Annotated in this window: 27 protein-coding genes; 9 read left to right on the top strand and 18 right to left on the bottom strand. The window is 54.9% G+C overall.

Annotation, left to right across the window (positions count from 1 at the left end; all coding sequences use genetic code 11):
• Positions 1-147: 147 nt before the first annotated feature.
• Positions 148-651 carry a helix-turn-helix domain-containing protein gene (locus tag ACLIBF_RS21775; protein ID WP_448310627.1) on the bottom strand — a complete coding sequence of 168 codons (504 nt, stop codon included), beginning with the start codon at positions 649-651 and terminating at the stop codon, positions 148-150.
• 833 nt (positions 652-1,484) lie between these two features.
• On the opposite strand from ACLIBF_RS21775, the gene ACLIBF_RS21780 reads away from it, so the two are divergent.
• Positions 1,485-2,105: a response regulator transcription factor gene (locus ACLIBF_RS21780; protein ID WP_448310628.1), complete on the top strand. Its 621-nt coding sequence runs from the start codon at positions 1,485-1,487 to the stop codon at positions 2,103-2,105.
• Between the two features lie 141 nt (positions 2,106-2,246).
• On the opposite strand, the gene ACLIBF_RS21785 is transcribed toward ACLIBF_RS21780, so the two are convergent.
• From ACLIBF_RS21785 to ACLIBF_RS21800, 4 genes are all read right to left on the bottom strand, one after another.
• A complete protein-coding gene (locus ACLIBF_RS21785; protein ID WP_448310629.1) occupies positions 2,247-2,630 on the bottom strand; it encodes a response regulator in 384 nt (127 codons plus the stop codon).
• A gap of 36 nt (positions 2,631-2,666) precedes the next feature.
• Positions 2,667-2,921, bottom strand: a complete 255-nt coding sequence (locus ACLIBF_RS21790; RefSeq protein ID WP_233988722.1) for a XapX domain-containing protein — start codon at positions 2,919-2,921, stop codon at positions 2,667-2,669.
• 2 nt (positions 2,922-2,923) lie between these two features.
• On the bottom strand, positions 2,924-3,148 hold the full coding sequence (locus ACLIBF_RS21795) for a DUF1427 family protein (protein WP_448310630.1): 225 nt from the start codon (positions 3,146-3,148) through the stop codon (positions 2,924-2,926).
• Between the two features lie 61 nt (positions 3,149-3,209).
• Entirely contained in the window at positions 3,210-3,902 is a 693-nt protein-coding gene (locus tag ACLIBF_RS21800; protein ID WP_233988720.1) for a hydrolase, read from the bottom strand.
• Between the two features lie 291 nt (positions 3,903-4,193).
• On the opposite strand from ACLIBF_RS21800, the gene ACLIBF_RS21805 reads away from it, so the two are divergent.
• Genes ACLIBF_RS21805 through ACLIBF_RS21820 form a run of 4 tightly spaced genes read left to right on the top strand, consistent with a single transcriptional unit; the run spans position 4,194 to position 8,975 of the window.
• Positions 4,194-6,071 carry an amidohydrolase gene (locus ACLIBF_RS21805; protein WP_448310631.1) on the top strand — a complete coding sequence of 626 codons (1,878 nt, stop codon included), beginning with the start codon at positions 4,194-4,196 and terminating at the stop codon, positions 6,069-6,071.
• 2 nt (positions 6,072-6,073) lie between these two features.
• The gene (locus ACLIBF_RS21810; RefSeq protein WP_448310632.1) at positions 6,074-6,484 is read left to right on the top strand and encodes a DoxX family protein; all 411 of its coding nucleotides are present in this window, start codon (positions 6,074-6,076) and stop codon (positions 6,482-6,484) included.
• Positions 6,471-8,099 (top strand): MFS transporter, encoded by a 1,629-nt coding sequence (locus ACLIBF_RS21815; RefSeq protein WP_448310633.1) that lies wholly within the window; start codon positions 6,471-6,473, stop codon positions 8,097-8,099. The genes ACLIBF_RS21810 and ACLIBF_RS21815 overlap by 14 nt, the downstream gene beginning before the upstream one ends.
• Before the next feature lie 51 nt (positions 8,100-8,150).
• On the top strand, positions 8,151-8,975 hold the full coding sequence (locus tag ACLIBF_RS21820; protein WP_448310634.1) for an alpha/beta fold hydrolase: 825 nt from the start codon (positions 8,151-8,153) through the stop codon (positions 8,973-8,975).
• A gap of 43 nt (positions 8,976-9,018) precedes the next feature.
• Here the strand turns inward: ACLIBF_RS21820 and ACLIBF_RS21825 are convergent, their stop codons facing one another.
• From ACLIBF_RS21825 to ACLIBF_RS21855, 7 genes are all read right to left on the bottom strand, one after another.
• A complete protein-coding gene (locus ACLIBF_RS21825; RefSeq protein WP_448310635.1) occupies positions 9,019-9,744 on the bottom strand; it encodes a pirin family protein in 726 nt (241 codons plus the stop codon).
• A gap of 178 nt (positions 9,745-9,922) precedes the next feature.
• The gene (locus ACLIBF_RS21830) at positions 9,923-10,903 is read right to left on the bottom strand and encodes a LacI family DNA-binding transcriptional regulator (protein ID WP_448310636.1); all 981 of its coding nucleotides are present in this window, start codon (positions 10,901-10,903) and stop codon (positions 9,923-9,925) included.
• A gap of 84 nt (positions 10,904-10,987) precedes the next feature.
• Entirely contained in the window at positions 10,988-12,034 is a 1,047-nt protein-coding gene (locus ACLIBF_RS21835; RefSeq protein ID WP_448310637.1) for a sugar phosphate isomerase/epimerase family protein, read from the bottom strand.
• Between the two features lie 23 nt (positions 12,035-12,057).
• Positions 12,058-13,287: an MFS transporter gene (locus tag ACLIBF_RS21840; RefSeq protein WP_448310638.1), complete on the bottom strand. Its 1,230-nt coding sequence runs from the start codon at positions 13,285-13,287 to the stop codon at positions 12,058-12,060.
• A 162-nt stretch (positions 13,288-13,449) separates the two neighbouring features.
• Entirely contained in the window at positions 13,450-14,355 is a 906-nt protein-coding gene (locus ACLIBF_RS21845) for a DMT family transporter (protein WP_448310639.1), read from the bottom strand.
• A gap of 224 nt (positions 14,356-14,579) precedes the next feature.
• Positions 14,580-14,867 (bottom strand): type II toxin-antitoxin system RelE family toxin, encoded by a 288-nt coding sequence (locus ACLIBF_RS21850; RefSeq protein WP_448310640.1) that lies wholly within the window; start codon positions 14,865-14,867, stop codon positions 14,580-14,582.
• Positions 14,864-15,115, bottom strand: coding sequence for a type II toxin-antitoxin system Phd/YefM family antitoxin (locus ACLIBF_RS21855; RefSeq protein WP_448310641.1), 252 nt, complete (start codon positions 15,113-15,115; stop codon positions 14,864-14,866). Before ACLIBF_RS21855 ends, ACLIBF_RS21850 begins: the two co-directional genes overlap by 4 nt.
• Positions 15,116-15,347: 232 nt before the next feature.
• Between ACLIBF_RS21855 and ACLIBF_RS21860 the strand changes: the two genes are divergently transcribed.
• Positions 15,348-16,364 (top strand): lipoate--protein ligase A, encoded by a 1,017-nt coding sequence (locus ACLIBF_RS21860; protein ID WP_448310642.1) that lies wholly within the window; start codon positions 15,348-15,350, stop codon positions 16,362-16,364.
• A 37-nt stretch (positions 16,365-16,401) separates the two neighbouring features.
• On the opposite strand, the gene gap is transcribed toward ACLIBF_RS21860, so the two are convergent.
• Complete coding sequence (gene gap, locus ACLIBF_RS21865; RefSeq protein ID WP_448310643.1) at positions 16,402-17,403, bottom strand: type I glyceraldehyde-3-phosphate dehydrogenase; 1,002 nt, start codon at positions 17,401-17,403, stop codon at positions 16,402-16,404.
• A 152-nt stretch (positions 17,404-17,555) separates the two neighbouring features.
• Here gap and ACLIBF_RS21870 point away from each other — a divergent pair, with 152 nt between their 5' ends.
• Complete coding sequence (locus ACLIBF_RS21870) at positions 17,556-17,720, top strand: hypothetical protein (RefSeq protein WP_448310644.1); 165 nt, start codon at positions 17,556-17,558, stop codon at positions 17,718-17,720.
• Positions 17,721-17,740: 20 nt separating this feature from the next.
• Here the strand turns inward: ACLIBF_RS21870 and cspE are convergent, their stop codons facing one another.
• From cspE to ACLIBF_RS21895, 5 genes are all read right to left on the bottom strand, one after another.
• The gene (gene cspE, locus ACLIBF_RS21875; protein ID WP_031374430.1) at positions 17,741-17,953 is read right to left on the bottom strand and encodes a transcription antiterminator/RNA stability regulator CspE; all 213 of its coding nucleotides are present in this window, start codon (positions 17,951-17,953) and stop codon (positions 17,741-17,743) included.
• A 436-nt stretch (positions 17,954-18,389) separates the two neighbouring features.
• Positions 18,390-19,589 carry an MFS transporter gene (locus tag ACLIBF_RS21880; RefSeq protein ID WP_448310645.1) on the bottom strand — a complete coding sequence of 400 codons (1,200 nt, stop codon included), beginning with the start codon at positions 19,587-19,589 and terminating at the stop codon, positions 18,390-18,392.
• A 495-nt stretch (positions 19,590-20,084) separates the two neighbouring features.
• On the bottom strand, positions 20,085-21,632 hold the full coding sequence (locus ACLIBF_RS21885) for a UbiD family decarboxylase (protein WP_448310646.1): 1,548 nt from the start codon (positions 21,630-21,632) through the stop codon (positions 20,085-20,087).
• Complete coding sequence (locus ACLIBF_RS21890; RefSeq protein WP_448310647.1) at positions 21,601-22,044, bottom strand: SRPBCC family protein; 444 nt, start codon at positions 22,042-22,044, stop codon at positions 21,601-21,603. Before ACLIBF_RS21890 ends, ACLIBF_RS21885 begins: the two co-directional genes overlap by 32 nt.
• Before the next feature lie 199 nt (positions 22,045-22,243).
• Positions 22,244-23,137: an ABC transporter six-transmembrane domain-containing protein gene (locus tag ACLIBF_RS21895; RefSeq protein WP_448310648.1), complete on the bottom strand. Its 894-nt coding sequence runs from the start codon at positions 23,135-23,137 to the stop codon at positions 22,244-22,246.
• 95 nt (positions 23,138-23,232) lie between these two features.
• Between ACLIBF_RS21895 and ACLIBF_RS21900 the strand changes: the two genes are divergently transcribed.
• Together ACLIBF_RS21900 and ACLIBF_RS21905 are read left to right on the top strand one after the other, a co-directional pair.
• On the top strand, positions 23,233-23,808 hold the full coding sequence (locus tag ACLIBF_RS21900; protein WP_448310723.1) for a TetR/AcrR family transcriptional regulator: 576 nt from the start codon (positions 23,233-23,235) through the stop codon (positions 23,806-23,808).
• A 482-nt stretch (positions 23,809-24,290) separates the two neighbouring features.
• Positions 24,291-25,673, top strand: coding sequence for a diaminobutyrate--2-oxoglutarate transaminase (locus ACLIBF_RS21905; RefSeq protein ID WP_448310724.1), 1,383 nt, complete (start codon positions 24,291-24,293; stop codon positions 25,671-25,673).
• Positions 25,674-25,675: the final 2 nt, after the last annotated feature.

Here is a 25,675-nt window from a genome sequence, read left to right on the forward strand (position 1 = left end):
GTTACTCTCTGAATCTTAAAATTTTTTTAAAATGTAATGACTTTTTACTAAGCGGAAAAAGCAGTCAACTGCTACCGACCCAGCTGATTCTTTTGATTAAATTTATTACGTTAAACCGGCGTGCCAGCACGTGAACCGCAGCGACAATCAGGTTGCGCAGCAGACTGCCGTGCCATGCTCGTGCGCCGCCAAAGCAGCCCGCAGCCAGGGGGCTGCGTCGGGAATGATCCGTTCGGCAAGGTAACGTTCGCAGGCCAGCAGATCGTGACCATAATGACCACGGAACGCGCCTGGCGTCAGGAGCAGATATTTACGGAACGTGCGGGTAAAATTCTGCTGACTGCTAAAACCGTTTTCGACCGCGATATCCAGCAGGCTTTTATTGGTCGCGATCACCGCCACCGCAGCACGCATCACCCGGCGAAGCCGGATATATTGCCCGAGGTTGTAACCGGTGCGGTCGCGAAACACGCGCTGAAAATGCCAGTGCCCATAGCCGCTTTTACGGGTGATGGTTGTTACCCGCACCCGTTCATCAAACAGGTTTTGTTCGATCCACGGCACAATTTCGCTGACCACGGCATCGATTGTCTTAACGCTATGACTATCAGGCGCAGACAATTTCGTCTGACTGCTTACCCTCTGATACATAAGCCCTCCGCACTGAACGTGACTGAAATGCAGCCGGCGACATTCCCGGCTGAAGCAATTATTCCGGTCAGCGTCGAAGATGGATAGTTATACAAACGGATAGGTCAGATGCACGCAGCAGGCCTGAATTGAGTCTGTACAGCCATTTACGGCTGCGGTGTTCAGTCGGTTAATAATACAACTAACAGTATGTTGTAACTATGAAAAGACGATAGCGATCACTGACAACATCGCCAGAGAGTAAGTGTTTCCGCAGCTTGCCTGCATTGACTGTGGGACCGCTGCTGCCAGGCCATAAATTTATTGCACTTAATACCGCCTGCGTGCGGAGTATAAAACAAGCAATTAATGGTCCTGGTTTTTTATTTGCGGATAAAGCTGCCGTTAACACCGGCGCGCTGACATAATAAAAAATAATGACGTGCTGGCCGCTTCTTTTTGTCAGAATGCCTGATTAACCCAGCGACCTATCAATACAGGGCCGTTAATAGTGTTATGGATTATTTCGCTTCGCAGACAGCACTATTCTACAGGCCGCTAAAAATGACGGAATAATGACAGCTTTAACCGACTTTAATGACAGCCAGACAGCTAACTGATCAGAATTATTTGCGCGAAAACCCCGGCTTTCGCTCATCATTTAACCATTATTTTCAGTTGGTTATCTGAATTTTATCCATGTCGTAATTATTAGATGATAATGAAAATTGTTATGATAATATTCATTCAACTCTGGCGGTTTACCGTGACTGACAGGCACAGATGAAATAACTGCTCATCACATAAAATCCTCCAGGTATGAATCTTCTCTGACTGGCTGGAATGAGATCTCTATGAATCACATCGTATATATCGTTGACGACGACGCCGCAGTGACTACGGCCCTGAGCAATCTGCTCAGCTCAGACAATTACGAGGTTATTTCTTTTTCTTCTGCGGATGATTTTCTGGCACACGACATTGCCCCGATTCCCTGCTGTCTGATACTGGATATTAATATGCCGGGCGCGGATGGGTTTGAAGTCGCTCAGGTGTTAATCGATCGTGGTTATACCATCCCTACCATTTTTTTAACCGGCTTTGGCACCATTCCTGTTACGGTCCGGGCAATGAAAACCGGCGCTTATGAGTTTCTGACCAAGCCGGTTGATCCTGACCGTATTCTGCAGGCGGTCTCCGAAGCGATGCGGATTGCCGAACAGAACATGGCGACGTCGCAGGAGAAACGGGAGATGACCCTGCGCCATCAGACGCTGACGCCACGCGAAAGCGAGGTAATGTTGCTGGCGATCAGCGGTCTGCTGAACAAACAGATCGCCGCCGAAATGGGTGTCAGCGAAATTACCGCTAAAGTGCACAAGCGGCGGGTGATGGAAAAGATGAATGCGCGCTCTTTGTCTGATTTAGTGCGGGCAGCGGAACGGCTCAATATCGCCCATACCCGACGCCGCTGAGGAGAGGCAGCCTGCGGCTGGAAATCGCGTGTTTATACTGCATACGCGATTTTCAGGCGCGACTGAGTGCGATACCGGCACGACCCGGAATCGGCAGCAGCAGCGTTGCCACTACGTGCAGTTTGATAAGGGCTGAGTCGATCACCCTTCTTTCCCGGCAGTCAGTTCGCTGCGGATCAGGTTCAGAAAGGTATCAACCTCAATCGGTTTGCGAAAAAAAGTCAGTGCGCCCAGCGCGATGGCATACCACAAGGTGGTCTCTTCCAGGTCAGCAGAGATAAAAATCACCGGTGGCAGACAGGGACGCTGTTTCAGAAGGGTAAAGAGTTCGAAACCGCTCATCCCTTTGAGCCCCACATCAATAATCAACAGGCTCGCATCACAAAGTGCATTGTCATCGGCCAGTAATGCCTCTCCCGACTCAAATAATCCTGTGGTGTAACCGTCAGAATGCAATAAATTACTCAGTCCACTGCGGACTGAGCGTTCATCATCAACAATGACAATACGCTGTGACAGCGTCATGCTGTTATCCTCTGTAGTCCTCCCTTCTGCGAGAACTTAGGGTGCTTTATCGCCGCCAGGCGGCGGTGTGCCACTGATTTTCGGCACACATTCGTGGCGGAACCACGCCAGCGTCACCGGCTGGCGACGGATGATGCGTTTCCCCAGTGGAATCAACTGCTCACCCACCAGCATGCCAAACAGTCCCAGTAACGCAATCACCGGCGGGGCCGGCGAGTTAACATCGATCAGGGCATAGACTACGCCGGCCAGCAGCCCGACAATCAAAGAAATAGCGTAAGATTTCATCATCTTTAGCCTACCCGATGTGACGTGGCATCGCCGGAAACGGCTGGCTGCAGCAGTGTGGTCGCCGGTCTGGACGCTGGCAGCCAGGCATGCATCAATGCGCCGCCGAGCAACATGCCCAGCAAACCGACCAGCGCAATCGCGGGTGGTGCCGGCGATCGGACATTGAGCAGCGCATACAGCAGGCCAATCAATACGCCTGCACCCAGTGAAATCAGTAGTGGACTCATATCCCGCTCCTGTTCTGCGGCAGTGCTGACCGGCACAGAGTGCCGATCAGCCGCCAGCGACTTAGCGTACAGGCGCGTGGACGGGTGCCAGCGTGCGGTGCTCGCTCTTCTGACGCGATGGCGCTTTATGCACCATGGTGTAGGCGTAATCGACGCCAATGCCGTAAGCACCAGAATGCTCTTTGGCAATATTCATCACCGCATCATAGGTATCGCGGTTGGCCCAGTCACGCTGCCACTCCAGCATCACCTGCTGCCAGGTAACCGGGACGACGCCAGCCTGAATCATGCGTTGCATAGCATAGTCATGCGCTTCTTTAGTGGTACCGCCTGAGGCATCAGCCACCATATAAATTTCATAATCCCCTTCCAGCATCGCGCACAGCGCAAAGCTGTTGTTACACACTTCGGTCCACAGACCGGAAACCACCACTTTTTTCTTGCCGTTGGCGGCCAGCGCATCACGGACTTTCTGGTCATCCCAGGAGTTCATTGAGGTACGCTCTAAAATGTCCTGACCTGGGAACACGTCCAGCAGCTCCGGGTAGGTGTGACCAGAAAAACTCTCTGTTTCTACGGTGGTGATGATGGTCGGAATGTTGAAAACTTTGGCCGCTTTCGCCAGTGCAACCGTATTGTTTTTCAGAACCTGACGGTCAATAGACTGCACGCCAAACGCCATTTGTGGCTGCTGGTCGATGAAAATAATCTGGCTGTTATGTGGCGTCAGGACTTCAAGTTTAGCGTTGGACATGTGTTCACCCATAGAGGTTAAGTAACTGGATTTCCGTAAACCGTAACGGAGCAAAAGGGACGGGCAGCACACCTGAATGCGGCTTGCGCTGGCTGTCTGGTTCGCAGTGTAGGGTGGCGGGCGAAGGCAAACTATTATCTCTGCGTATAACTATACGAAGGTATAGGTATCCCTTCGTATAACTAGACGCTCAGTCAGACCACTCACCATAATCCGGTCTATTCGTGCCCTGCTCCCGGCAGCGCACTTCCTGTCCCGCTGCAAGTCGGACAACCCCATTCAGGAGGATCTATGGTTACGCTGGGTAAAGCAGAACTGATATTAACCAACGGCAAATTTCACACCGTTGACCGCAGCAATCCTGTGGCCGAAGCCGTCGCCATCCGCGAAGGTAAATTCGTCGCGGTCGGTTCGCTGGCTGAGGTGATGGAATATCACTGCGATGGTACCAAAGTGGTCGATCTTAAAGGTCATACCGCCGTGCCGGGTCTGAACGACTCGCACCTGCATCTGATTCGTGGCGGCCTGAACTACAACCTGGAATTACGCTGGGAAGGCGTCCCGTCGGTGGCTGATGCGCTGCGGATGCTGAAAGAACAGGCGCTGCGTACGCCATCGCCGCAGTGGGTGCGCGTGGTGGGCGGCTGGACGGAATTTCAGTTTGCTGAACGCCGGATGCCGACCCTGGATGAGATCAATGAAGCCGCGCCGGATACACCGGTCTTTGTGCTGCACCTCTACGATCGTGCCCTGCTTAACCGCGCCGCCCTGAAAGTGGTTGGCTATACCAAAGAGACACCAAATCCACCGGGCGGTGAAATTCAGCGCGACAGCAACGGTAACCCGACCGGGATGCTGATTGCCCGTCCCAATGCGATGATCCTTTACGCCACGCTGGCCAAAGGACCGAAACTGCCACTGGAGCAGCAGGTCAACTCCACCCGCCAGTTTATGCGTGAGCTGAACCGCCTCGGCCTGACCAGCGCCATCGATGCGGGCGGCGGTTTCCAGAACTATCCCGAAGATTATGAAGTGATCGCCGAACTGCATCAGAAGAAGCAGATGACACTGCGCATCGCTTATAACCTGTTTACCCAGCGCCCCGGTCACGAACTGGAAGATTTCGAAAAGTGGACCGATATGCTGACACCAGGCCAGGGCAGCGACTATTTCCGCCACAACGGCGCGGGCGAAATGCTGGTGTTCTCGGCGGCGGACTTTGAGGATTTCCTGGAGCCGCGTCCGGACTTAGCGCCCGGCATGGAAGATGAGCTGGAGCGCGTGGTACGTCATCTGGTCGAGCATCGCTGGCCGTTCCGCCTGCACGCCACCTATGACGAATCGATCAGCCGGATGCTTGACGTGTTCGAAAAGGTCAACCGCGATATTCCGTTTAATGGGCTGCACTGGTTCTTTGACCACGCGGAAACGGTCACGCAGCGCAATATCGATCGTATCAAGGAGCTGGGCGGCGGCATTGCGGTTCAGCATCGCATGGCGTTTCAGGGCGAATACTTTGCCGAACGCTACGGTATTGAGGCAACCCGACATACGCCACCGGTCGCGCGGATGCTGGAAACCGGTGTACCGGTCGGACTTGGCACCGATGCCACCCGCGTCGCCAGCTATAACCCGTGGACAGCGCTCTACTGGCTGGTATCCGGACGCACCGTTGGCGGAATGCAGATGTATGACGTTAACGCCCGCCTCGACCGTGAAACCGCCCTGATGCTCTGGACCCAGGGCAGCGCGTGGTTCTCCAGCGAGCAGGGCAAAAAAGGCCAGATCAAAGCTGGTCAGCTGGCTGATATGGCCGTACTCAGCAAAGACTTTTTCAGCGTGCCTGAAGAGGAGATCAAAGGCATTGAATCAGTACTGACCGTGGTGGATGGCAACATCGTCTATGCCGCCGGTTCGTTCACCTCTGAAGCACCGCCTGCTATTCCGGTTCTGCCCGAGTGGTCACCGGTGGTTAATGTGCCCGGTCATTATCGCAGCGCGCCGCCGGTCGCCCAGAGCCGCGTCGGCATGAAGCCTGCTGCGCACCACTGTAGCGGTCCGTGCGGCGTACACAGCCACTCGCATGAGATCGCGCGGGGTTCCAGCGTACCGGTCGCCGAAGATAACGCCTTCTGGGGCGCGCTCGGCTGCAGCTGCTTCGCGTTTTGATCATGAAGACCTTATTCATTCAGCCGCCCCGTCTCAATGCGGGGCTATTCTTCCTGCGCCTGGCGGGCAGCCTGTTGCTGTTACATGTGCACGGGCTGCCTAAGGTCCTGCATTTCAGTGAAGAACTGACGCGTATCGAGGACCCGTTTGGGCTGGGTCCGATGATGAGTCTGTTACCGGCGATTCTGGCGGAGGTGGTTTGTCCAATCTTTATCATCCTCGGCTGGGGGACCCGGCTGGCCTGCCTGCCGATCATTGCGGTGCTGCTGGTGGTTCATCCCGGCTGGTCGATTGCTGAAGGCCAGTTTGGCTGGCTGTTGCTGATAATCTTCATCACCCTGGCGTTAACCGGGCCAGGCGGCTGGCGGCTGGGTGCCAGCACGCAACGGGAGGTGCGTCATGGCGCAGGTTAATGACATTCACCAGCTGGATCAGGAGATCAGCGAAGCGCCGCCGGTGAGCAGCGTCTCGCCGATGCAGCCACTGCGTCAGCCGGTGTTTCGCATGCTGTGGATCGCAACGGTGGTCTCCAATATCGGTTCATGGATGAATGATGTCGGGGTCAACTGGACCATGCTGACGCTCAGCGCCGATCCGCTGGCGGTCGCGCTGGTGCAGGCAGCCAGCAGCCTGCCAATGTTTCTGTTTGCGCTGCCGTCGGGCGTGATGGCGGATATCGTTGACCGTCGCAAATATCTGTTGTTCTCCCAGCTCTGGACCTTTATCGCCGCCGCCGGGCTGACGGTACTGGCCTATACCGGCCACGTCACACCAACGGTTTTGCTGGCCGCCGCCTTCCTGCTCAGCACCGGTGCGGCGATGAGTTCGCCACCGTTTCAGGCGATCGTTCCGGATCTGGTGAGCAAGTCTGAACTGGGTCCGGCGATTGCGCTCAATTCATTGGGTATCAATATCAGCCGCGCCATCGGTCCGGCGCTGGGAGGATTGATTCTCTCCTTTACCGGCCCGTGGATGGTATTTCTGCTTAATGCGCTGTCGGTACTCGGGGTCGCCTGGGTGCTCTATCGCTGGAAGGCGGAACCCAGCGTCCAGCGCTTGCCGCCGGAGCACTTCTTCCCGGCGGTGCGCGCCGGGCTGCGCTATGTCCACGCCGCGCCGGTATTACGCAACGTGCTGATGCGCACGGTGGCGTTCTTTCTGTTCGGCAGCGCCGGCTGGGCTTTGCTGCCGCTGGTGGCGCGACGTGAACTCGGCCTGGGCCCGGGCGGTTACGGCATCATGCTGGCCTGTATCGGCATCGGCGCGATTACCGGCGCGGTAATGTTGCCGCGGTTGCGCCGTCGCTTCAGTTCCGATCGGCTGATGGTGCTGGCCAGCCTTTTATTCGCTCTGACCATGCTGGCGCTGGCATTTGTGCGTCATTTCTGGCTGCTGAATGCTTTTGAGTTCTTTACCGGTTTCGCCTGGATTGCCGTGCTGTCGACCCTCAACCTCGGCGCACAGCGCAGTGCGGCAAAATGGGTCAAGGCGCGTGCGCTGGCGGTCTATCTGACGGTCTTTTTTGGTTCAATGACGCTGGGCAGCACGATCTGGGGACAGCTGGCTTCACACTTCAGCATCCCGGTGTCACTCTGTATCGCCACGCTCGGCATGGTGCTGGCCAGCAGCACGGTGTGGCGCTGGCGGCTGGATCAGGACCCCGATCTGAATCTCGATATGATCGGTGATGGGGTTAACGCCCCCGCGATGGATATCCGTCATGAACGTGGTCCGGTGATGGTGAATTACGAATACCGGATTAATATTGATGAGGCTCATGCCTTTGCCGTTTGCATGCAGGATATGCGACGCGTCAGACGCCGGGGCGGTGCCATTAACTGGTCGGTGTATGAAGATATTCTCCAGCCTGGCATTTTCGTCGAAACCTTTGTGGTCGGCTCCTGGATAGAACATTTACGCCAGAAAGAGCGCTACACCATCAACGATCAAAAAATTCAACGTCGGGTTAACGCCTTTCATCAGGGCGAAAATCCGCCTGAAGTTCGATATCTGGTGGCACCAGCCTGACCGGCTGCACAGCAACCTTTTCATTCATCACGTCACATAGAGGGCAATACCATGAGCACACTCAAAACCACCGACGGCACCCAACTCTATTTTAAAGACTGGGGCACCGGTAAACCTGTACTGTTCAGCCACGGCTGGCCGCTGGATGCGGATATGTGGGACAGCCAGATGAATTTCCTGGCAGAGCGCGGTTACCGGGTTATCGCCTTTGACCGTCGTGGCTTTGGCCGTTCCGATCAACCCTGGACTGGCAATGATTACGATACCTTTGCCTCGGATATTAACGATCTGATCAATCACCTCGATCTGCAGGATGTGACGCTGGTGGGTTTCTCAATGGGCGGCGGTGACGTAACGCGCTATATCGGTCGTTACGGCACAGACCGTGTGGCAGCGCTGGTGCTGCTGGGTGCGGTCACGCCGGTGTTTGGCAAAATGGCTGATTACCCGCAAGGTGTCGATCTTTCCGTGTTCGCCGGTATCCGCGATGGCCTGCTGAAAGATCGTGCGCAGTTCATCAGTGATTTCGCTACCCCGTTCTACGGCCTCAATGCGGGTCAGACCGTATCGGAAGGCGTGCTGACCCAGACGCTGAACATTGCGCTGATGGCCTCACTGAAGAGCACCGTTGATTGCGTTACCGCCTTCTCAGAGACCGATTTCCGTGCCGATATCGCTAAAGTCGATGTGCCGACGCTGGTGATCCACGGCAGTAACGATCAGGTGGTGCCGTTTGAATCTACCGGTAAAGTGGCAGCAGAGATGATTGAAGGATCAGAACTGAAGGTCTATGACAATGCGCCACACGGTTTCGCAGTGACCCATCAGGATCAGCTGAATCAGGATCTGCTGGCGTTTCTGGACGCGCATAAATAGCAAAAAACTGCGCGGTGAGTGCCGCGCAGTATTTTATTAACGGTTAACGGGTTGGATGATTCACTTCATTTGGCCGCAAATCAAACACCAACACCTCCGCCTCTTTGCCGCCACTGAAGGTCAGGGTTTTCTCGTCACGCACCCGCGCACCGTCGCCGGCATTAAACGGCAGTCCATTGACGACCACACTGCCGCGTGCCACATGGATATAAGCGTAGCGATCGTCCGGCAATGTCAGCGTTTGCTGTTCGTCACCGTCGAACAGGCCAGCATAAATCCGGATATCCTGGCGTACCCTGAGCGCATCATTTTCCCCTTCTGGCGAAATGATCAGCCGCAGATGACCGCGTTTATCCGCTTCACTGAACGAGACCTGCTGATATCCGGGCGGGCTGTTTTTCTCTGCCGGCACCACCCAGATTTGCAGGAAGTGCACGCCGTCAGTACTGGAATGGTTAAACTCACTGTGCGTCACGCCACTGCCGGCACTCATCAGCTGCACGTCGCCGGGCACGATAACTGAACCGGTACCCATCGAATCTTTGTGCGCCAGTGCGCCTTCCAGTACGTAAGAAATAATCTCCATGTTGCTGTGGGGATGCGCGCCGAAGCCACGTCCTTTCGCCACCCGGTCATCATTGATGACCAGCAGGTCTGAGAAGCCGACCTGTTTCGGGTCCCAGTAGTTAGCGAACGAGAAGGTGTGACGAGAATTCAGCCAGCCGTGATCACCGACGCCGCGTTGTTCTGACAATCTTTGCTCAATCATGTTCTGCCCCTTAACGTGCTGTTTAATGGTGTGAAGCGCGAGTACTCTTCGTTAGAAACAGCATATAAGTAAACCTGATCGTCGAACAATGGCGTCAAAAGCCAATCACTGTCACCGATTAGTGGACAATGAGAGCCAGCGGCATTCTGAAGGAAATCGGGGGATGATGCGCACAGCCTCAGCTGCTGGCGCGCAGGATTAACTCACCGGTCATAATGATGCGCTGCGGCGCTGCGTGGGGCCGGGCTATTTTCTGCAACACCAGCTCACACGCCTGGCGGCCGATTTCGCGCGACGGCTGGGCCAGTGTGGTGAGCGGTGGCGAGACCATCGCGGCCAGATCGGTGCCGTCAAAACCGACCACCGCGATATCGTCCGGTATCCGCCAGCCAGCCTGCTTAATGGCGGCCATCGCACCCGCGGCAAGCGTATCAGAAACGGCAAACACCGCGTCTGGACGCGTCTCACCCTGCAGTAACAGATTCATGGCTGCCTGACCGGCGCTAAAACTCAGTTCACTGGCATAGGCGATCGCCTGCCAGCTCAGCCGTTGTTGACTCAGTTGCTGCAGATACCCTTCCTGACGCAGCCGGGCATAGTTGTAACTCAGATCGTGATTGATCAGTCCGATGCGCTGCCGTCCCTGCTCAGCCAGATAGCTGACGACCTGCTGTGCAGCAATACGGTCATCAATGCCGACGCAGGAGGTTTCGCCACTGTCGTCATACTCAGCACACTGCACCCAGGGCGCGGTGCCAATCAGCTGGCTCAGCTCGGCCAGTTTGCTGAACGCATCCATGGTGATGATGCCATCTACCCTTTTTCCGGAGAGTAACTGCAGGCTGGAACGCGACCTCTCAATATCTGAACCTGAATTGCACAGCAGAATGCGATAACCATTTTTCTCAGCCTGCTCTTCAATCCCTTTGACCACTTCGGCGCAAAACGGGTTTGAAATATCCGAAACCATCACCAGAATCATTGAACTGCGGGCGGTGCGCAACTGACGCGCCAGCAGGTTAGGCTGATAATTACTCTCTTTGATCGCCTGCAGCACTTTCTGGCGATTGCGATCTTTGACACTGTCGCTGTTATTTAACACCCGCGAAACCGTGGCAACCGAGACCCCGGCCAGCCGGGCGATTTTCTGAATCGACATAATGGCAACCCTTGCTCAAATCGGTGGCAGGCAGGCTAACACACTTTTCTGAACCGCGGCGTAGACTGCCTGACCCAAAGGCGCTTAATCCAGCCCCAGTTGCCTGCGTACCGGCGCAGCGGCGGCGGCAAAATCGTCAAAGGCGCGATCGGCCACCGGAATAATATGGCGACGGATAAACTCTGCGCCTTCACGCGCGCCGGTCTCGCCCTGTTTCAGGCAGCATTCCCATTCCAGCACCGCCCAGCCTGCGTAATCGTACTGCGCCAGTTTACTGAAGATGGTTTTGAAGTCGATTTGCCCGTCACCCGGTGAGCGGAAACGTCCGGCCCGCGACAGCCACGACTGATAACCGCCATAGACGCCACTGCGGCCATTACGCAAAAACTCGGCATCCTTAACGTGAAACGCCTTAATCCGCGCATGATAGATATCGATAAATTGCAGATAGTCGATGTGTTGCAGATGGAGATGGCTGGGATCAAACAGGATATTGCAGCGCGGATGATGATTGACCTGCGCCAGGAATCGCTCAAAGGTCACCCCATCGTGCAGATCTTCACCCGGATGAATTTCATAACAGAGATCAATGCCGTGCCGATCGAAAGTATCCAGCACCGGTAACCAGCGGCGCGCCAGTTCGGCAAAGGCTTCCTCGAACAACGCCGGGCTTTGCGGTGGCCACGGATAGAACCATGGCCAGGCCAGCGATCCGGAAAAGGTCGCATGCGCCTGCAGGCCCAGCTTTTCCGAGGCCGCTGCCGCGCGCTTTAGCGTCGCAATGGCCCACTCAGTGCGCCTGGCGGGATCGCCGCGTAGCGCAGCCGGGGCAAAACTGTCGAAAGCAGCATCAAAAACCGGGTTTACCGCGATCAACTGCCCTTCCAGATGGGTGGAGAGTTCGCTGACTTCCAGCCCATAGCCTGCCAGCAGACCGCGAATATCGTCACAGTAGGTCTGGCTGATGGCCGCCTGCTCAACATCAAAAATCGCGGGCTGATGACAGGGGATCTGTAATGCTTTGTATCCCAGTCCCGCCGCCCATTCAGCCAGTCCGGCCAGCGAATTAAACGGTGGCCGATCACCGATAAACTGTGACAGAAAGATGCCCGGCCCTTTTATGGTTTTCATGCCCGCCTCCTTAAATAATGCCTTTAATCCCGATATTTGAACGAGAAGAGGAAAATAATCGCAATCAGCGCCGCCGCCACCGCCGGTATCCACCAGAAAATCGCCCAGCTCTCCGCGCTGGCATTGCCTGCCACCAGCTGGTTATAGAGCGCGCCGGAGATCTGCGATCCCAGCAACATGCCAATGCCATAAGTAAACATCACCACCATGCTCTGCGCCTGGCCTTTAACCTTTTCACCGGCGATGCGATCGGTATAGATAAAGCCTACGACAAAGAAAAAGTCATAACAGATGCCGTGCAACAGGATGCCGAGATAGATCAGGCTGCGCGTCTCATCACTCATCCCCAGCGCAAACAGCGCATAGCGAACAAACCACGCCGCCATGCCGATCAGCAGCATGTATTTCACGCCGAGGCGACGGAACAGCAGCGGGATGATCAGCATAAAGACGATTTCTGACATCTGCCCCAGCGACATCAGCGTGCTGACGTTCTGAATACCGGCATCCGCCAGCCAGGAGGCGGTAAAGGCGTAGTAGGTGCCGAGCGGAATCGAAATCAGCGTGGCGCACAGCGCAAACACCAGAAAATGGCGCAGCTTAAGCAGCGCAAAGGCGTCGGCACAGAACAGGTCTCGAACTTTGAGTGGCAACCCTTTGGCCGGTGCCGGCGTATGAGGCAACGTCAGGCTGTAGATAGCCAGTAACAGCGAGCAGATTGCCGCTAACTGGAAAATGCCGGTGCTGGCGGAGATGCCGGTCACGCCGATAAATATCCCCGCCACAATCCAGCCGATGGTGCCGAACACTCTCACTACCGGAAAACTTTTCTCACTGCTGGCCAGACTGTGAAACGCGATGTTATTCGACAGCGCCAGCGTCGGCATAAAGCAGAGGGTATAGCCAAACAACAGCGCAATCAGCAGCGTGCCGTTCTCTGCAATCAGCGCCTGTGGCACAAACCACATGATCACCGCGCCAGCGAGATTCATAACCGCCATCACCTTCTGTGACGGAAAGAAGCGATCCACCAGCATACCGAGCACGAAGGGCGATAAAATCGAGGCGATCGGCCCGGCGGAAAACGCGTCGCCAATCAGCAGCGACATATTATGCTGGGTCATTACCAGACCCAGGGTGACTGACCAGCTGCCCCAGATGAAAAACTGCATAAACATCATCAGGGAAAGACGTGGAACCAGCAGCCGCTGCTGCATGCGCTGACGCGCACTCTCCTGCACTGTCGCTATCATCAGAACCTCGCCATGTGTCATTGATTACCCGTTGCAGAGCAATAAAGTAATCGATTACAAATGATCAAACTTTCGCCGCGATCACAGTTCAACCGGCCAGTATCGGCGCCGATCGGAAAACGCGATCGCGGCGTGGTTTTAGCTAAAATGAATGGCGAGGCGTTAAGAGCTGGCGTTAACCACGCGGCTTCGGCGAAAGCGGTAACGCTCATATAACAGCGAGTAAAGCCCGCCGAGCACCACCAGAATTGCGCCGAAGACGGTAGTGGTTTCAGGCAGATTTCCCAGAAACAGATACCCGACCGCCACGGACCACAACAACGTGGTGTAGTCAAACGGAGCCAGTAACGAGGCTTCGGCATAGCGCAGGCTTAATGTCATCAGGATCTGCGTGATACCGCCCAGCAGTCCACAACCCACCAGCAGTAGCAGTTGCGATCCGTGCGGAATTTTCCAGCCCCCAATCAGGGTGATCAGCGAGGTTAAGGCGGTGGTCACCGCGAACCAGAAGGCAATTGCGCCCGGCTTCTCTTTCCCATTGAGAAAACGTATCTGCACCAGCGCGCAGGCAGTGCAAAACGCGGCCATCAGCGCCAGCAGAATCCCGGCTGAAGCGGCCAGCGAGAAGCTGGCTTTTAATGACAGGTGACCGGAAAACATCACGATAATGCCACTGAATCCAGCCACAACCGCCACCCAGCGATGATGACGCACTTTTTCATGCAGCAGCAGCGCCGCCAGCAGCACGGTAAACAGCGGAGCCGCATAGTTAATGGCGGTGGCATCGGTCAGGGAGATATAGAGCAGCGACAGGTAACTGAAATAGAGGCCGCCGGTGCCCGCCAGACCACGCAGGAAATGTCCGCGCACATTACGGGTGCGGATACCGTCCAGTATGCTGCCCTGTATTCTCAGCCAGATCATCAGTGGCACCAGCGCCAGCACCGATCGGAAGAAGATCACCTCACCGACCGGAATGGCACCGTCGAGACTTTTGACGCAGGCCAGCATCAGCGTCGAGCTTAATGCAGCCATGATTTTCATCACTATGCCAGCAGAGGCATTCATAACGGCAGGTACCTTTCGGGACGAGTAAAATAAGCAGCATTATCAGTGTGCTTAGGGACGTGAAGGTTAATACTGGCATAACGGCGGATCGGGATGTGCCGGGATTGGCGGAGAGACGGCATTTAATGTTTTTTTGCCACGGCGCGGCAGCATGAATGATTGTCAGAGGTGGGGAGGATGAGCTAGCGGCTTAACGCCCATTGACCGTTCAGGTTAATGTGCCCCTAACGCATTCTTTTGCTGGCAAGATTGTAGACTTCACTGCGCTCACGTTTCCCTACTGCAACTACCGCAATAATGAGTTGATCGTCGATGACCTGATAGACCAGGCGAAAACCGGACGCCCGGAGTTTGATCTTATAACAGTCTTTCATACCGCGCAGAGCCGCAGAGGGAATATGAGGATGCTCACAACACTTCTTTAGTTTTTTTGCAAACTGCTGCTGAATGGATTTACCCAGTTTTAGCCACTCTTTTAACGCTTCTTCTCTGAATTTTATTGTGTAATTCACAGAAAATCGTCCAGATCGACGTCAATCAGTTTCTGCTGGCTACGTTGGTTAACCAGCTTTACCAGTTCACTATCGTCCAGCGCATCAAGTATCTGCTCATATAACTCTGCAGGTACACAGTAAAAAGCGGGCTGATTGCGGTTAAGAATGGCGACAGGATAGCCCTCACCAGCATTAACGGTCGCCATCGGGTTTTTTTTCAGTTCGCTGACGCTGGCACTGATGTCACTCAGAATATTATGCGGCATAGTTCCTCCGGAGACTGCTTAACAGGTCTTTATGCTAGCAGTTCCCTCTTCCACGAACCAGCCCTGTTAACTCTCGAAATAATAACGTCGCGCCCTCTGGCTTTAATCTTTACTGACGACCTGACCTGCTCCTCTGCATCGCCCCATCAGCTTAATGTCGCCCCGCTCTGCTGTTACACTCTCTTATCTGCCTGACAGCCAGGCGCTTTCTGTAAAGGAACGGGAGTCGTTGATGTCCTCTTTACGTTTATTGTTATCTGAGTCGAACGATCCCTGGTTTAACCTGGCAGTGGAAGAGTGCATTTTCCGTCAGATGCCAGCGACCCAGCGGGTGCTGTTTTTATGGCGCAATGCGGAGACGGTGGTGATCGGACGGGCGCAAAACCCGTGGAAAGAGTGTAATACCCGCCGTATGGCAGAAGATGGCATCAGGCTGGCCCGGCGCAGCAGCGGCGGCGGCGCGGTATTTCACGATCTCGGCAACTGCTGTTTCACCTTTATGGCTGGCAAGCCGGGCTACGATAAAAGCGTCTCAACCGCGATTATCCTGCATGCGCTGGCGAAACTGGGCCTGTCTGCAGAAGCATCCGGACGTAACGATCTGGTGGTTAACACCGCTGACGGGCTGCGCAAAATATCCGGCTCGGCCTACCGTGAAACGCCCGATCGCGGCTTTCATCACGGCACCATTCTGATTGACGCCGATCTGTCGCGCCTGGCCGATTACCTTAATCCCGACGTTAAAAAGTTGCAGGCCAAAGGCATCACTTCGGTGCGCGCCAGAGTGGCGAATCTGGCAGAGTTAAGCCCCGGCATCAGCTATGAGGCGATCTGTGCTGCGGTGACTGAGGCCTGTTTTGAGCATTTTAACGAGCATTGCGAGCCTGAATATATTTCGCCAGACGCGCTGCCCGACCTGCCCGGGTTTGAACAGCAGTTTGCCCGCCAGAGTAGCTGGGAGTGGAACTTTGGTCAGGCGCCGGATTTCTCACATCTGCTGGATCAGCGCTTTAGCTGGGGCGGTGTTGAGATTCATTTTGATATTGAACGTGGCATCATCTCGCGCTGCCAGATTTTTAGCGACAGCCTCAATCCGACACCGCTGGAAACGCTGGCGCAGCGATTACAGGGCATCGCCTATCGTCCGGACGCGCTGGACGCGGTGATGAGCCAGCTAAAAGCCGATTTCCCGCAACAGCAGCTGGAACTGAACGAGCTGCAGCAGTGGCTGGTCGCCAGCCTGCGTTAATCCTATAAGGCCGTTCGGCGAGAACGGCCGGAAAGGCTTACAGATTAACGAAGGTGTGCAGCACCCGGACCAGCTGGGTAACGAAACCATATTCGTTGTCATACCAGGAGACCGTTTTAACCAGTTGCAGATCGCCCGCTTCACTGATTTCGGTCTGGCTGGCATCGAAAATCGATCCAAATGGCAGGCCGATCACATCAGAAGAGACAATCGGATCCTCGGTATATTGAAAAGATTCGTTGTTTGCGCACGCCTGCTTCAGCGCAGCGTTAATCTCATCGACCGTCACCTTCTTCTCCAGAATCGTCACCAGCTCGGTCACTGAACCGGTTTTGGTTGGCACGCGCTGCGCATGACCTTTTAATTTGCCAGAGAGTTCAGGGATCACCAGACCAATTGCCTTCGCCGCGCCGGTGGTATGAGGAATGATATTCTCTGCGGCCGCGCGCGAGGCACGGAAATCTTTGCCGCGTGGCCCGTCCACCAACGCCTGGGTGCCGGTGTAAGCATGGATGGTGGTCATGGTGCCCACTTTGATGCCGAAACTGTCATGCAACGCTTTCGCCATCGGGGCCAGGCAGTTGGTAGTGCAGGAGGCGACCGAAACAATCGTGTCTTCGGCGCTGAGCGTGTCGTGGTTAACGTTATACACCACGGTTTTCATCTCCCCGGCAGGCGCGGAGATCAGTACCCGTTTTGCTCCCGCATCAATATGCGCCTGCGCTTTTTCTGCCGAAGTATAGAAGCCGGTACACTCAATCACCACGTCGACGCCCAGCTCGCCCCACGGAATGTTACGCGCCTCTTTCTCGGCGAACACGGTGATCTTTTTGCCGTCCACCTGCAGCGCTTTCTCACCCGCCTCAACGCTGAACGGAAAAGCGCCGTAGTTGGTATCATATTTCAGCAGATAGGCCAGCATTTCCGGTGAGGTTAAATCGTTAATTGCCACGATTTCCACCGCTTCCTGCTGCTCAAGAATACGTCTGAGAACCAGACGGCCGATACGTCCAAAACCATTAATGCCGATCTTCTTCATTGTGATCTCCAGCCTGAGAGTTAAACCCGTTGGTTTGTCACGCGTGCAGCACCTGTGTCGTCCGGCTCGCGCCGATATTCTCAGGTAAAAATAGCATCAGGCCAGGCTAAAGGAGGGGCAATCTATGCGCCGGAGAGTACGCAGGTACGATAATGGCAAAAGACGAAACGGAGAGGGGAAATTTCACTGCGGAGATAAAATATAAACTATCGGATTTTGTGGCGTTTAATAAAACAAAAAACCCGCACAAGGCGGGTTCTGTTAATTATCAATTTCAGGCTTATCTGCTCAGGTTCTTACCGTCATCGCGTTTGTAAGCGTCATTGACAATTAAAATTTACAGCGGGCTGACGTTAGCTGCTGATGGGCCTTTAGCGCCGTTTTCAATAGTGAATTCGACCTGCTGACCTTCATCCAGAGTTTTATAATCGTTACCCTGAATAGCAGAGAAATGTACGAATACATCTTTGCTACCATCCTGAGGAGAAATAAAACCAAAACCTTTACCAGCGTCAAACCATTTTACTAAACCAGTCATTTTATTAGACATCGATACTTCCTTAATTTATGAGCCACTAAGTGGCGAAGATGGCCTGTCTTTCAGAGGGATACTTACTAGGCACTTAGGAGGAGACTCACGAAGAAGGGGTATCGTTTGATATCGCTTGCACTGAGGACTGCTTTACTAAAACTGCTTTCATAAGGTCTGTGTTCCAAACCGATGACGCTATTAAGCCACGCATCACTGCTTTTATCAAACACTATTTTAATTTAGTTTTAACATCCAGACGTCCGGAGCGCTTTTAATCGCAGCGGCCTTTTCTGCTTTCGGGAAATTTCGCGCTTCGCCTGGCGCAGAAATAAGAAGATGTCAGGATAAAATAAATAACCCGGCGCAGGATAATACCAGGGAATATTTATGCCGGACAGGTTCAGATAAAGCGCAACGATAATCTGTCATATCGTTGCGCTATCGATTCGGGTAATTATGCCGGTTGAGGCTGCTGTTGCGCAGCGTGACGAGCGGTAACGGTGAAGACCAGCAAACCGGCCATCCCCAGCGCCACACCGACCCAGGCGGTGGAGATCCAGCCAAAGCCCAGCGACACCGTCAGGCCACCCAGATACGCCCCCATTGCGTTGGCAATGTTCAGTGCTGAGTGGTTCATCGCAGCCGCCAGCGTTTGTGAGTCATTAGCGACATCCATCAGGCGGATCTGCAGCGACGGCAACATGACAGAACAGGTGCCGATCAGGAATGTCGCCAGCAGACCGGTTGCCACATGTTGCACCAGCAGCGGAAACACCGCCATCACGATGACATTCCATAACAATGTCCAGCCAATAATATTCAGCACCCGACCGTCAGCCAGTCGCCCGCCCACCAGGTTACCGATAATCATTCCCAGACCAAACGCCACCATCGCCCACGGAATCAGCGACGCTGACATGCCGGCAATGTTCATCAGCGTCGGTGCGATGTAACTGAAGATGGCAAACATGCCACCGAAACCTACCGCACCCACCAGCAGCGTCAGCAAGACCTGCGCGTTTTTCAGCGCACCCAGTTCTCGTAACGGATGCGCATCGGCATCACCGGGCGTGTAAGGCACATAGCGGACAATCAGCAGACAGGTCAGCACGCCAATGGCACCGACAAAGGTGAAGACCACATGCCAGCTGAACATCTGCCCTATCCAGGCGCCCAGCGGTACACCGACCAGGGTTGCCACCGTCAGCCCCAGCATCAGTGAGGCCAGCGCCCTGCCGCGTCTTTCAATCGGCACCAGCGAGGCGGCCACCAGTGAGGCCACGCCAAAATAGGCCCCGTGTGGCAGTCCGGTCAGGAAGCGCGCCACAATCAGCCCGTGATAGCTATCAGCCATGGCGCTGGCGACATTGCCAATGCTGAACAGCGCCATCAGGATCAGCAACAGCGACTTACGCGCCATCCGCGCAGCAAGCACGGCGATAACCGGCGCACCCATCACCACGCCGAGCGCATAGCTGGCAATGGCGTTCCCCGCCTGGGGTTCCGTAATCGCAAGCGATCGTGAGACATCGGGCAGCAGGCCCATCATGATGAACTCGCCGGTGCCGATGCCGAATCCGCCCAGCGCCAGCGCCAGTAACGCCCAGCGGGCAAAGCCGGCAGCGTCGGTTTCCCGATTATTTTTTAACAACATAATTTCCCAATGGATTGAACAGATAACGGAACCGCAGAGCCGGGCAATGGTCACCCTGACACCCTGCAAATGCGGGCAGACTATAGAAAGGAAGCACAGGGTTAGCAACCCGATAATGTGACACAGAACACACTTTATCCGCCACTCGTCCGGCTCTCCCCCTGCCCGGCCAGTTAAAAATCTGGCTGAGCGATGAGATCTGGTTGACACTTTTAGCAGCGGCAATGTTGCCATCGGGATTCAGATCAGGGAAACGCCGTGACCAGTCAACAGCAATGCAGACACGACATGCGATTAGCGCTCTGCTGCCTGCCGCGCCGGGCTGGTGATGCCCGGCGGTGCAGTGCAGCTCACATTGATTTGCCTGCTGCTGCGAAATGGCGATTTCCGGCTGCCATCGCTGAGCAGGCGAAGCTAAGTGGAACAGGGGATGTTGAAAAACTCTACTGCGGCTGACCCGCAGCCCGATTGCGGTAAGTTACAACACGCGAAACCTTAACGCGGGAACAGTGAAGGCGCCCACAGGCTGGGATCGACCCCGGCGAACTGCGCACGCACGAAATGCGGTTTGAGTTTAAATGGCACGGTGCAGTCAAAAATGGTCTTGGTGGTGGTGCCTTTGTCACTGATACGCGGATCGTAAAAAGACTGCTGTGAAGGATCGAGCACGTGACCGGCCACGCCGGGAACGAATACCGTATCGAGATCGCCAACAAAGCGGGTTTGCATCGCCCACATTACGTCATCGGTATCAAACAGATCGACATCCTCATCCACCAGAATGACATTCTTCAGTTCGCGATAAACCGCCAGCGCAATCAGCGCCGCCTGACGGGTCATGCCGTCATCACCGGCATCGCGTTTCGCCACCTGCAGCACCACCAGAAACTTGCCGCCACCGGCACTGTGGGCATAGACATTTTTCACCAGTCCGGGCAGCGCATCCTCACACTGAAGATAGATACTGGCCTCGGTAGGAATCCCCGCCAGGCTGACATGTTCTTCGCCCGGTCCGACCAGCGTCTGTAAAATCGGCTGACGGCGGGTAGTAATGGCTTTTACCTTGATTACCGGCAGGGAAGGATTGGCCTCGCCGGTGTAGCCCGGAAATTCCGGCATCGCTTTGCCCGTGTGAGTGTGCTGATCTTCCGCAACCCGGATGTCAGGCAGAATCTCGCCCTCGATCACAATCTCCGCCCGGGCGATAGCGCGCTGATTGATCGTCAGACACTCCACCAGTTCCACCGGCTGGCCCCGCAGCCCGCCCGCGACACAGAGCTCATTGAAGCCAAACGGCGTGGCTGGCGCTTCGAACTCTGCACCAATCGTAATGGCCGGGTCCAGTCCCATATTAATTGATACCGGCAACGGTTTGCCCGCCGCTTCGGCTTTGCGCCTGAACGCATCAATGTGGCGACCTGGTGCGAAAAAGATCGACATCTCATCCTTACCCTGCACGCAGAGACGGTGAATTGTCACATCCGTATTATTAAGGTCTTCCGGATCGCTACCCAGCACCAGCCCGAGGCAGAAGTAAGGACCGGCATCTTGCGTAGTATTGGTCGGCGCGGGCAGAATTTTCCGCAGATCGAAGTCATGATCGTCGGCGCGGTAGACCACCTGCTGGCAGGGCGCATCCTGCTGCCTGACCTCCACCGGCGGTGTCACGTTGCGTCGCGCCTGCGCCATCTGAATCCCCAACTCCTGCACCGGCGCGCCCAGCAGAAGACTGACCCGTTCCCGGCTGGCCATTAATCCCACCAGCACCCGCGCATCAGGAAAGCCTTTGATGGTATTAAAGATCATGGCTGGACCGATCCGGGTGGGTCGCATGACCGTCCCACCCGCACCAATGTAGCGGTAAACGCCCGCCAGCTCGGCAATGGGGTCGACTTCACGGTCAGTTTCAATATAGTGACCCGGTAACGTTTGCAGTAACGCTATCGCCGAGCGTAAATCGTTAACCGGTGGCACCTGCCAGCCTTGAGGATGAGGGTCGCCGGGTTTTACCTCATGATAAGAGGTCGGACGTTTTTGCGACATGATTCTCTCCTTCCCGGGCTTCCACCCAGCTTTTCAGATGCTGTAACACCTCACCCCAGCGGGTATTGCAGAACGGCAGATGCGGATCGCCATCGGACCAGCCGCCATGACTGAGCGCCACAATGGTTTGATCGGGTCCGAAATCGGCCAGGGTAATACGCAGGGTTTTTCCCGCCGGGCTATCCGGCTCGTCAACCGAGACCTGCACCAGTTCCTCATCCGGTACCAGTTTTTCGGTTCGCCAGCTGATATGGGCGTGCGGATTAGGTCGCAGAGTCAGAATCTCGCCCGGTGCAATCGTTCCTTCAATCACACCCAGATGCCAGCTGGCGAGTTGGGTGATATCCGTTAAAGCGGCATAGATCTGGCTGCGTGCAGCGGTGATTTTGATGGCGTGATGTAGCGTGATCATATGAACTCCCTGAACAGCGCGTGAAAACAGTCGCAGAAAGTATATGTGTCAATGAGCTGCACCGCTTCTCCTGGTTAGCCCTCTCCCGCTTCGCACCGCCTCTCAGCGGTATCAGACCCGACGCCACGCTGGCTGGCAGGCCGGGTAAGGATTGAGTCAGTAAATGTAACCATTCACCGCGAGGCTTTTCCCCCGCGGCTTATAGCTCGCCGGTATTGACCCGACGGCCAATGTCCCGCAGCTGCGAATATTTCTCCAGCAGTTGCGGACCATCATCCAGGCTCATGGCAAACATCCACATATAGGTCATCACTGAATAGAGGTGCCCGGCCTGAATATTGCCGCGACCGGACAGGGCAAAAATGGTCACGCCAAACAGCAGCGCCGCGACGCTGCCTATCGCCAGATAACCCAACGCTTCCCGATCGGATAAGCGAATACGCAGGCTGGCCAGCACCTGATAGTGACGCCCAAGCGCCGAAGGGCTGGCATCGCCGACAAGCTGTACCTCTTTTTCCAGCCGGTTATTCAGCCGACCAAATAACGCGTCATTTTTACGGGTGAAGCCGGGCAGAAAGCAGGCGAAGAATAGCAGGATCGCCAGGCAGCCCGCGCCCGTCCAGAACTCAATCACCAGCAGCATCACCGCCGCCCCGCTCATCGACGCCAGCGAGGTGATCAATACCGGTAAATGCTTCTCAAAGAAGTCGACAAATTCGCGTGATAGCGCGACGCGCGCCGCAATAGTCGACGCATTATGTTGCTCCTGTCGCTGCGCCACAATCACCGGCACCGCCAGTTCGGCGTAAATACGGGCAAAGGTGCGGGTATCCACGCTGCGCCGTGCGGCGCCGAGCGCCCACATGATAAACACCATCACCGCATAGAGCAGCGCATGCCACGCCTGGCCGGTGACAATGGCATTGATAGCAAAGCCAGCCAGTAGCGGATACAGCAGGTACATTACATTTTCAGCCACCACCAGCAGCAGCGTGAGCAAGAGTTTTCGGCTGTGTCGGCGTCCGAGCCTTTTTAGTGTCAGAATAGCGCTGCGCGCGGCGGGTACCGGCAAAAGGTTGTTTGGGGAATACATAGAATTATTTACTGTTAAGATAAGCCTTGAGCGGTTGCTCAAGAGCGAAAAGCAGTCTATTTGAGCACCTGCTCAAAGTCAACGAGAGAGCGATGATGAAACAGTCGGCGGAAGCGCTAAGAATTAAAATCCTTGAGGGTGCAGTCGCGTTATTTATTGAGAAAGGCATCGGGAAAGTGACCACCCGGGAGTTAACCGAATCCGTGGGGATTTCACGCAGCCACATCTATCACTATTTCAGCAACTGGCAAACGCTTTGTCTGGCGGCGCTTGAACGTTTCATGCATAACGAATTTGAGCATTTTTCCGCGACGCTGGCAGCCGTCCCGCCGCAGCAACGCCTCGGGCTGTTGTTTGAAAGCTATCTGCCCAGCTCGCCCGACGCGGTCTGGCAGCTTTACGCTTCGTTCTGGCAACTGGCGAGTCATAATCCGGCTTACGCGGCGCTGGCGGAAGAGATGACGGCAAAATGGCAGGGGTTGATGGAGAATATCATCGGTGCTGAGGTCGAAAACGGTACGCTGCGCGTAACCGATGTGGCACGTACTGCACGCCAGCTAAGCGCCATGCTCAATGGCTATGCCGATCTGCTGACTATCAATCCTTCCGCAGCCAAAGCCAGTGAGGCGCTGGATGATTTGAATCATTTTGTCGGGCAAATGCGCGGATAACACCTTTTTAACCGTTGCGATTAACGCCAGCAAAGCGGGTCATTTTTAATTAAATGTTAATAAAAGGTTTAATACTTTAACGAACTGAATGGCTGGCTGCGATTATTTAAACAGCCTGACAAAGCGACAACAATGCAGGCTTTTCTTTTTTTAGCGGCGCTTTTTCTGACAGCGTTTTCTCGCCGAAACAGCTTTTTACACAACTGGTTAACACCCGTTTAATGCCTGTCAGCCTGGGTAAACACGTGTTTTTACGTGCTTTATTAAAAACGTCGGTAAAGAATCGCGCCGATAAAAATGGTCACAAAGCCACCAACTTCTTGATAAACAAAGCAAATAATCCGTAAACTTTTGATAAAATTAATCATTGAGTCGGACCTGAAAAACCAATATATTGGCCGCGTTTTATCGAGGACCATTACTTTTTTAATTCATTTATTCAACTGCGACGTTACACCCGTCCCGGTTGTAGGAGAGATATGATGACGGATAAAGTCCGTATTGATAGTTTGAATGCACAGACCTTAAACGGAAACAATGAAACCTATTTAGCCCGTCAGGCTGAATTTGAATCAAACGTTCGAAGTTACCCACGTAAATTGCCGTTCGCGATTGCGAAAGCGCAAGGTGTCTGGATCACCGACGTCGAGAATAATCAGTATCTTGATTGTCTTGCCGGTGCCGGAACGCTGGCTTTGGGCCATAACCATCCAGACGTTCTGCAAAGTATTCAAAATGTCATTACCAGCGGCTTGCCGTTACATACGCTCGATCTGACTACGCCGTTAAAAGATGAATTTTCTGAATACCTGCTCTCTTTACTGCCGGGCCAGGGCAAAGAGTATTGCCTGCAGTTTACCGGTCCATCCGGCGCAGATGCGGTAGAAGCCGCACTGAAGCTGGCGAAAAAGCACACCGGCCGTTCCGGCGTGATCAGCTTCTCTGGTGGTTATCACGGTATGACCCACGGCGCGCTGTCGGTAACCGGTAACCTGTCACCCAAAGAAGCGGTCGACGGCATGATGCCGGAAGTGCAGTTCATGCCATATCCGCACCTTTATCGCTGCCCGCTGGGAATTGGCGGTGAAGCGGGTGTCAAAGCGCTGACTTACTACTTCGAAAACCTGATCAACGATGTTGAGAGCGGCGTGCGCAAACCTGCCGCTGTGATCCTCGAAGCGGTTCAGGGCGAAGGCGGCGTGAACCCGGCACCGGCGGAATGGCTGCAGCGCATCCGTAAAGTCACCCAGGAACATGGCATTCTGCTGATCCTTGATGAAGTGCAGGCAGGTTTTGCCCGTACCGGTAAGTTCTTCGCCTTTGAACACGCGGGTATTGAACCGGACATCATTGTGATGTCAAAAGCGGTTGGCGGCGGTCTGCCACTGGCGGTACTCGGCATTAAGAAAGAGTTCGATGCCTGGTCTCCGGGCCATCATACCGGTACGTTCCGCGGTAACCAGCTGGCGATGGCAACCGGCCTCACCACCCTGAAGCTGCTGAAAGACCATAACATTGCTGACAAAGTCGCGGCACAGGGCGAGTGGCTGAAAGGTAAACTGGGCGAACTGCAACAGCGTTATCCGGTCATCGGTAACGTGCGTGGCCTGGGCCTGATGATCGGTATCGAGATGGTGAAACCTGACGAAGCCGCCGACCACATGGGCAGCTTCCCGGCAGATGGTGAGCTCTCGGCGCTGGTTCAGAAAAAATGTTTTGAAAACGGCCTGATTCTGGAGCGTGGCGGTCGTCACGGTAGCGTGCTGCGTCTGCTGCCGTCACTGCTGATCACCAATGCAGAACTCGACGTGTTTATGGATAAATTTGAAAACGCCCTGCTGTCAGCTGGCGTGAAACCCGTTTGAGT

The sequence above is a fragment of the Pantoea sp. PGP6 genome, from assembly GCF_053474785.1.